We start from the raw sequence: 9,610 nt of genomic DNA on the forward strand, positions 1-9,610 counted from the left end.
ATTGTTTAGATTATTTTTTTTCACTTTCTTTCTCTTTTCCCTTGAGGAAACAACTGTTTAATCCATTCTTATCTTCAGCGGGCTTGAGTGCCTTTATGCTTACTTGAGGAATGTTCTTTTTTAGATAAACAGTATTGTAAACCGTATAAGTTAGTGCAGTATCAAGTGTTAGGTTATTCCCATAGCTACAATAAATTTCAATGCTTTTAATTTTATTATAATCAATCGTATTGAGTATTTCGTAATTGAAAGTTAATGATTTCATTGTGTTGTGAATGTTTTTATTTTTATTTTTATCTTTTATTTCACCACCATTATCTTCAATGCCCAATATTTTTGCTTTATGTTTATTTTCTTCCACATCCATAGCACTAGACATGACATTCGCTAAAAGAACAGCCATTAATAAAATCATGACGGAAACTGACGCGGAAAGCGCGGAGACAAAACCTAACATATCGTTACCAAACGTTAAATGAAATATTATCGCCAATGAGTGCCGTTAGATAATTTAATACTGAAATTTTCTTACTAGAAATATATATCATTACGGGTAACCCATCATGTTCCGGTTCAATGACCGAATCTTGATTTGGCGTGATTTGTACAGAATAAAAGCGCTCTTGAGTCATTCTATCTTTATCAGAAAATGAGTCGGCACTAATTTTTGACACTTTCCCATGGATTATTTTTTTAAATCCAGGAGAGTTAACGACAATTTTTACCGGTAATTCAACCGCAATAAAAGGGCGATATTTTGCATATACTTTAGCGTCGATAACCCGCGTATCTTGTTGTTTTTTTATGACCATAACTAGGTTAGAAGCTTCAACGTATGAACCTTGTTCTAACTCTTTTTCTATACTCAGAATAATGCCATCAGTGGGTGAAACAACACTGTTTGCCCTGATTTTATTTCTTAGTAATTCAATTTGACCACTATTTTCTAATTTTTCTTTTTTCAAGCGATTGAGTTGCTCTTCATTTTCTTGTATTTCACTAATTAATCGTGTTTTGTGCTTTTTTTCCAATAAAGAAATTTCACGTATTAATTTTTGAGCGGTTAATTCACCTGAATTGATCAGTGCTAATGTCCGGCTAACTTCCGTATTGTTATTCAATTTTTCAAGCTCGGGTGCTCTCGCATTATTTAAAAGCACCTCCTTTCTTTTTAGAATTTTTATTTGATTTTGAAGCTCAGTAAGCTCTTTGTTCTGCGCTAAATATTGTGCTTGTAAGTTATTGGTTTCCACGATTAAAAGCATATGCTCAGATAACTCTTTATACGCGCTGAGGGTCTTGCTTCTGTCATTTTTTGCCGTAGACTGAAATTCATCTTCATTATTGATTAGACCATTAATAAGCCCATTTAATAACTTTTTGTTCTCCTCTAAATCATCAATGCGTTCATTAGCAAAATTGACTAAGTTAGACAGCGTTTTTTCTTGATGAAAAACATCTAAGTTTGTATAAGAAAATAGAATTTGATTTTTTTCTATATGGTCACCGGTTTTAATCTTAAATTGGTTGATAAATCCTGATGCTGGACTGATTATCTCTAGCTTGTTAGATAAGCCTGAAATGACGCCATCACCTGGGGATGAAACATCAATTTCAGCAAGAAAAATATATCCCCAAAAAATGATGGTAAGGGCAAAGACAATTTTTATCTTTTTAGGAATTTTTTTCAGATAGTTAAGATGGATTTTCAATTTCAGCGAGCTTCCCTGTTAATTGGATGTATTCCATTTTATTTTTCATATCGGCGATCATTGATTCAGTGATTCTTCTTTCAATGGTCAACATGTCAAATAAAGTGTTAACCATTTCATAGAATGAAGATTGAGAGATATCATACTCACGTTCTTGACTTTTTATCATAGAAGATAATGTATCTCTCTGATTTTTTAAGTTATTTATCTCAATTTCATTCGACGTCGCAATGATGTTTAAATTTTTGACTTTGGCTGTCATTTCACTGTGTTTATAATCGACTTTCCCCTTTGCGGCCTCATAGAGTTTCAATTGGGATAACTCATTCAATTTTTTATCAATATCAAAAATATTTAACTTTAGCTCGACGCCGACATATGATTCGCTATGGTTTCTACTTTGATTTAAATATCGTTCTTCAGCTATTAAATTCACATTAAAAAAAGGATCTTGCTGTTGAGCGTTTTCCTTGATTACATTTGCTTGTATTTTCAATATATTATATTCAATGTTATTTTGAATACTTCGGTCATTTTGAATTTTAATGTTATGTATATTTTTAATAAAATTTTTGGGTAAGCTAACGCCATTGACTGGATAATCTAATCCGGAAATGAGTTCAATATTGGATTTATATTGCATTATCTCTTTTTCAATATTTTTTTGCTCAATATCTATGCGTTGCATTAGTAGCATTGCTTGCTCTAAGTCACTGGATTTAGCAACACCATTTTTGTAACGACGATCAATTAAATCAAAAATTTCTTTTGAGTTTTTGTTTAAATTAGCCGTTTTTTTAGTTAATTCGTTAAGAAAGTAAATGCTAAGAAGATTATTTGTAATCGATGCATATAAATCGTCTTTCTCTTTATTTAAATTCAATTGTGAAACTTTTAGTTTCAGCTCTTTTTCATTAAATCGATGATTTAACGCACTATCATAAATAAGAGATGTTGCCGTCAAGCTACTGTTTACATTAGCATCGCCATGTTTCAACTTACTTGTCGCACTCACTTTAGGTAAATAAAAGTAATCGGTCTGCTTTGCTTTATACCCTTCAGATTCTAGTTCTAACATTTTTATTTTAATAGGATTAGAATTATCTAGTACTCGATTCATAAATGATTCGAAACCATCTTCTTTTTTATTCGCTAAACAGGTGTTGATTAAAATCAATCCAAGTGATAAACCTAAGATAATATAAGATATACGCATATAACTATTCCACTGATAATAATGATATTAATTCTTTCTTGCTTTCTAAGGCTTTGGATTTTATCCATTGAATAGAATTTTTTACTTCTAAAATTTCTTTCTCTATTTTTTCATTATTCAACAGTCTGCTTTTTTTCTCTTCTAATAAATGCATGTCATATTTTATATACCAATCATTTTGTGCATCTTTCATCGTAACCAATGTTTGTAAGTTCGCTGTTGTTATTTTTGTTAGTTCTTTGAGTGTATTAGAAATTTCTGTCGCTAATTGGTTATCTTCTGAGACTGATACGAACTTTTGGGCAATGCCTACATTTACGGCTTGCAGAGCAAACAGGGTTTTATGAATGTCATTGAGTTCTTCAAAATTAGGCTGTGAATTTTTGCTTTGACCTTTAATGTAAAAGAATTGGAAGAAATTTAAGCTAACTAACAGTAAAACAGAAATTGAGACACCTAAAATAGAGGTCAAAAAGGCAAATGACATAGAGTCTAAAGCCATGGAAATTGATGAAATCATCGCATTCATTTTTTCTGCTACATCACCTTCTCCAGCAAGAGATGCCGATATTGCCGTTATCATTCCAGTTAAACCAATAAATGTTCCGACTAAACCTAAGGATACGGTTACCGAGGCTGATAATTTTGTTTGGTTAGCGAGAAAAATATAATTTTTTTGTGATTTATTTTTAAGGATCTTGTGGCATAAGAAAATAGCCAATGGATAAATATAAATACCAATCATGGTATAGCTTATTTCAGGAGCAAGTAGGATACATTGCTGTATCATGTCTTTTATTCCAGTGATTAGCCAGCATGCAAGAAAGGTAATAAGGTAAAGAAATAGTCCGATATAGTACATTTATTTGTATTCCCAATAGATACATGAATTCCATCCTGGGCAAATTTCATTCGTTCTTTTTTTTAGAATGACTTTTTTATTGCGACCAAGATTTTTAATGATTGATGCTACATAAAGTAAGTTATAGGTGTTTTTTTCTTGACTGTTCTTGATGTTTTTATCTATATAACCATGTAAAATGATGCTGTTTTTATCATTCTCATTGAATTCTTTTGCTAATAAATCGATCTTTTCATCAGAAAGGTTTATTCCGCCTTTGAAATAAAGAACTCGGTTTGATATATCGATCTCTACATGTTCAAACTTCAACTCCCCATAATTAATATACGTGCTTGCAGTTTTTAAACCACTGAAAATAAATACCATTGACACTAAGATAATAATACAAAGTGTTCCGCTTAATCCATCCACCATAGGTGCTAGCTCTTCATCTGAGCCATCATAGTCTTCTTCCATTTTTTGTTTTCTTTAAAATAAATTCATGTCAGGTATTATAATTATAATTAATCTTGATACATCTGGTTTTAAGTTCATAAATATAGGTTATGAGTTCACGATATGCTTTTCATGATTTAATTAGATTTAAAATAGATATAATGCGATTTATGAAAATTGCTAATTGGCATCTAATTAATCACATTAATATCTTTTAAATGGCTAGCTCAATGAATTCAAATAACATAAATACGATTCAAGTAAAAAACTTTAAGGTTCAAGGATTAGACCTTATTATTACAACCCCCGATGGAAAAACAGAAATATTAAAAAATGGTTTATCAGATGTCATTTTAGGTGATGTCGTTTTATCCACAGAGCAGGGGGTTGTGCTTACCCAAGATGAGATTTTGTCATCAATATCGATGAATGTGGGAGCCGATGCTGTTTATATTAAGGAACAATTTGTCAGCGACACGGTGGAGGTCGACGCGGTAGAACAAAAAAAACAGAACAATGAAGAAGGCGATGCCGAGCAGCGATTTGAAGAGACACTTGCCGAATTACAACAAAAAAATAAGGCTCTCTCTGAAACTGTTCGCACGTTGGAATCGTCAAATGAAGAAAAAAAAGAGCAATTAAGTTCATCGTTAACAAAATTAAATCAAGCAAAAAATGAATTAAATCAAAAAACTAAAGCTGAAGATACTAAAATAGATATCACAAAAAATGATTTGTCCTCTCCAGCCTCTTCAACCATTCCTTCACCGTCAACACCATCATCAACACCATCATCCGTCAATAAGGCTAAGGATGTGGTTATGCCTTTAAAAACCAATATTTTTATTCAAGGTCGGCTCGATGACACAACGAATTCTGATATTTCGAGCGTTCAGATAACCAAAGTAAATACCCCGACGTTTATTGGGAAAGTGTCACTTGATGCAACGGCATATCTAGAAATTGCAGGCAAAAAATATCCGATTAACGCAGATCAAGAAGGGAATTGGTCGTTATCAATCAATACGGCATTACCCGATGATGCTTATGAGTATCAGTTAGTGGCATCTCGTGCTGACGATAAGCCTGTGATTGTGGAAGGAAATATAATCATTGATACCACGCTACCTGAGGTGACTGTTCATTTAGCAAGCTATTCAGATAGTGGGGTGGATAATGATGCTATCACTCATCAAACACTGCCCACATTCATGGGGAAAACTGAGCCCAAGAGTGTGATTACATTAGTGATCGCCGGACAACATTTATCTACAGCCGCGAACGAGCAGGGGGAATGGCGGATTACGGTAGCGCAAGCATTGCCTGAAGGCGAGTTAACCTATCAAGTGACTGCGGTAGATAAAGCCGATAACAGCCAAACAATCCATGGCGTGGTTACGATCAAAACGACGTTACCAGATGCCACAACATATTTAGAAAATACGGATAATTTTATCACTAATAAGGCTATGCCTGTGCTGTTAGGGCAAACAGACGCACAAGCCGTTGTCACCATTAATCTTGCTGGGCAAATTTATACGACAAAAGCGGATGATCAAGGTCATTGGTCATTTGCGGTGCCTGAAGCATTACATGATGGGTACCATTTATTCTTGGTTACGGTAACGGATATTGCCGGCAATCAAGCTTCATTCACTGAAAACATGCATATTGATACTGCGCCCCCTTCTAGCCATGCAACGCTCAGTACTGATACAGATAGTGGGCTAATAGGCGATCAGCTAACGAATCATACGAAACCGACTCTAATAGGAAAAACCAAGCCTCATGCAACGGTAACAATTCACTTTGAAAATCAAGATTATCCAGTAACCGCAGATACCGCAGGTGAGTGGACATGGTCGATACCACAGGTATTAGCCAATGGTATTTATGATTATCAGATTACAGTTAACGATCTGGCGGGAAATACATCGACAGATAAAGGATCATTGACCGTTGATACCCAAGTTGAGTTAACGGCGAAGCTAGATACGACGAGCCAAAGTGAACATGCGGTTGATGGCATAACAACAAATTTAATCCGCCCCCAAATCAGCGGCACCTCTGAACCAAAAAGTAAAATAACGGCTGAATTTAAAGGAACCACAAAAACAGCCTATACCGATGAAAATGGACATTGGTCCTTGACCTTTGACACCAACGCAGCTGTCGGGAAAGAGAATAATTATCGGATTATTGCTGAGGATCTTGCCGGAAATAAAACGACAATCGAACAACAGTTTACCTTCGTTCCACTAGGAAACGGTGCATCAGAAGCGCCACTTCCTACATTATCAGTGATGTTAGATGAACGTAGTGATAGTGGCGTAAAAGAAGATTACATTACGAACATTAACATCTTGAGTTTTAAAGGGCTGGCGACTAAAGGGGCGAAAGTCAGTTTTGATATTGGAGGGAAAAGGTATGAAACCACAGCCGACCACACTACTGGAAAGTGGGAAATCAAGACCGAAACACTACAGGATGGAAATAATCGCTATATCGTGACCGCAACCCATCCTATCAATGGGAGAAGCTTGGATGTACAAGGCAGTGTTTTCATTGACTCGATGCTGCCAATATCAACGATTGAGCTCACTTCAGAAACTGACACTGGCACGAAAGGTAATTTCATTACGAGCCACCATAAACCCGTCTTTACTGGACAAGGTGAAGTGGGCTGCCAAGTCACACTGACATTGAATAATGAAACCATAAAAACCACAACGGATAAGCATGGTCAATGGTCACTACAGCTATCCAAAGAATTGCCAAAGGATTTTATTGGAAATTATCAAATCATTATCACGGATGCCGCAGGGAATGTTTATGAAAAAACATCACAATTAGTGATTGAAAGCCACGCGCCTTATTTATCAGAGATTAGCTTAGACGTACCTTGGAAAGCGGGTAAGTTTGATGGTGCGAAATCAACCAATGACTTAACCCCCGATTTCTCAGGTGAAGCCTCTCCAAACTCAACGCTAAAATTTGAATTCGAACGGGTACACGGCGGAAAGAGCCATAAGTTTTCCTTTCCAATCACTAACATTGATGAGAAAGGTCATTGGACTTTTAGTATTCCAGAAGGAACCCTCGTGAAGGACTCAGGCTACCTTCTCAACAATATTACCGTCATTGCAACATCGCCAGCAGGTCACGTTTCACAAAAAGTATTTGATAAGGTGGGTATGCAGGTTAAAGACAGCGTGTTGCATGTTACTAGCCAAGTTGCTGCCATATCGAGTTCCACTGGCATGGATGATAACTATCTCAGTGTCTCTCGCTCCCCTAAATTAAAAGGAACAATTTCGGGAAGTGCTGACCGCGATGAACTAAGAGGCGTGATTAAAATAGCGGGTAAAAGTTATGGATTAACACTGTCAAATGGGCGTAAAAATTGGGAGGTGCAGCTACCTGATACACTTCAATTACCAAAAGGGGATACTCCATTTACCCTTGAATTTACTGATGTTTACGGTTCCACTCGAACGTATTCTTCTTATGTTACGGTATCAGACTTTAAAATTTGGTTAGACCCGGATACTGATACTGGTACTACCGGTAATCATTACACGAGCCATCAAAAACCCGCTTATAAAGGTAAAGTTGAGCCAGGGGCAATGCTGTACGCAAAAATAGATGGGAAATCTTATCCTGTTGATATGAATGCTAATGGCGAATGGCGCTTTGAAGTCCCGATTCATGGTGAAGGTGCTTATCCTGTGGCGTTTATGGAAGAGAACAGTGGGTTAACCATTGGGCAGGTCACGCTAAATATCTTAACAACAGCACCGAAATTCGATGATTTTTATATAAAATCCAGTGAATTACATAGTGGCACGAAGGTTGCCAATAACAGTAATGCCGGATTGCGTATTACGTACACGGGTAATATTGATTATTACATGATCGAAGTGAATGGAAAAATTTATAAACATACGACAAAGCTAAAAGAATTTAATGGTAAAGAGACCATGATTGGGGAAAGTATCCGTTTACCGAATGGTATCTATCCCGCGAAAATTACGGCTTTTGATATGGCAGGAAATAAGACGGAACATGAATTAGAACTGAAAGTGCTCAGTGGTGCAGAGCGAGATATTCCGCCTAAGGTTGAATTTGAACTCAATGGAAAACAGTTCACCTCCGCAGAAAACAGTAAGCTAATGTTTAATAGCGATGCTCTCAGCTTGACGGGGAAAACGACATCTGCCAGTCACATTGAAATCAAAGACGCCAATGGAAAAGTGATTGGTTCAACTCAAGCAGATAATGGCGGTAACTGGCGTATTTCACTGCCTAAAACAAGTATTCCGTTTAATCTTAAACAAGATGAAGAAATTAAATTCACGGTGACAGCACAAGACCTCATCGGTCGAGAAACTCACCTGAACTTCAATTTGGTTTACGATATCCAACCCCCAGAGATAACGGCTGAATTAGAAGACGTTTTATCTTTAGGTCATCAAACGAATGATAATACACCGACCTTGAGTGGACAAACGAAAGCGAATGCCACTGTGACGATCATCATCGATGGGAAAACATACCAAGTGACCGCTGATACAGCCGGTCATTGGTTATTTGCATTGCCGGATAAGAATGCGTTGACAGATGGTCATTACGATTACCAGATAACAGCGACTGATGTTTTAGGACAGGTGAGTACACAAAGTCTCAGCGGCAGTGTTCAGATCAAAACAGCACCTTTAGTTGAAGTTGGGTTGGATAGTGACTCGGACTCCGGAGTGCAAAATGACAATATTACCAATACTCAGAAACCCAAATTAAGAGGGATGACTGAGCCAAATGCGGATGTGCGGGTAATTTTTGATAACCAATTGGCTCAACCCTACCAAACAAAATCAGACCAAAATGGTCATTGGTTTATCGAGGTTACTTCCGAACTGGCAGAGGGGCATCATGACTATATTGTTACAGTGAATGACGTTAAGCAAGGTATCCGTGGTGAGATGGCTGGTGAGTTCACAATTGATTTAACGGCACCAACTGAGCTGACGGCAGGTGTTTGGCATGAATCAGAACAAGTCATTAAAAATACGGTATTAACAAACTCTGCGACACCCACTTTTAAAGGTCAAAGCGAACCTTTTGCATTGGTAATATTAAGTATTAGCAAGGTAGGATCTCACACGATAGATATAAGCCAAACCGTAAGAACGGATGAGAATGGTAGCTGGGTTTTGACACTACCTATTTCTAGCGCATTAGAGGATGGACAATATGTTTATCGTGTAGCAGTGGAGGATAGCGCGGGTAATTTAGGGGAAGCGAATACCGAACAAACTGGTGTTATCACCGTTGATACCCAAGCACCGACTTTAGCGGAAGACACGCCACTGACACTCACTAATCTGG

Annotated in this window: 6 protein-coding genes; 1 reads left to right on the forward strand and 5 read right to left on the reverse strand. The window is 36.7% G+C overall.

Annotated elements, in window-relative coordinates:
- Nucleotides 1-10: 10 nt before the first annotated feature.
- The 5 genes from PSF16_RS15035 to PSF16_RS15055 all read right to left on the reverse strand — a co-directional run bounded on the left by PSF16_RS15035 (nt 11) and on the right by PSF16_RS15055 (nt 4,246).
- Nucleotides 11-457 (reverse strand): hypothetical protein, encoded by a 447-nt coding sequence (locus tag PSF16_RS15035; RefSeq protein WP_272689554.1) that lies wholly within the window; start codon nt 455-457, stop codon nt 11-13.
- A 4-nt stretch (nt 458-461) separates the two neighbouring features.
- A complete protein-coding gene (locus tag PSF16_RS15040) occupies nt 462-1,712 on the reverse strand; it encodes an HlyD family efflux transporter periplasmic adaptor subunit (RefSeq protein ID WP_272689555.1) in 1,251 nt (416 codons plus the stop codon).
- Nucleotides 1,696-2,928 (reverse strand): TolC family protein, encoded by a 1,233-nt coding sequence (locus PSF16_RS15045; protein WP_272689556.1) that lies wholly within the window; start codon nt 2,926-2,928, stop codon nt 1,696-1,698. The genes PSF16_RS15040 and PSF16_RS15045 overlap by 17 nt, the downstream gene beginning before the upstream one ends.
- Before the next feature lie 4 nt (nt 2,929-2,932).
- Complete coding sequence (locus tag PSF16_RS15050; RefSeq protein ID WP_272689557.1) at nt 2,933-3,718, reverse strand: hypothetical protein; 786 nt, start codon at nt 3,716-3,718, stop codon at nt 2,933-2,935.
- A 72-nt stretch (nt 3,719-3,790) separates the two neighbouring features.
- The gene (locus tag PSF16_RS15055) at nt 3,791-4,246 is read right to left on the reverse strand and encodes a hypothetical protein (protein WP_272689558.1); all 456 of its coding nucleotides are present in this window, start codon (nt 4,244-4,246) and stop codon (nt 3,791-3,793) included.
- A gap of 209 nt (nt 4,247-4,455) precedes the next feature.
- Between PSF16_RS15055 and PSF16_RS15060 the strand changes: the two genes are divergently transcribed.
- On the forward strand, nt 4,456-9,610 hold a 5,155-nt coding region (locus tag PSF16_RS15060), incomplete at its 3' end, for an Ig-like domain-containing protein (RefSeq protein ID WP_272689559.1).

It is taken from the genome of Providencia sp. PROV033, from assembly GCF_028484855.1.
Taxonomy (GTDB): domain Bacteria; phylum Pseudomonadota; class Gammaproteobacteria; order Enterobacterales; family Enterobacteriaceae; genus Providencia; species Providencia alcalifaciens.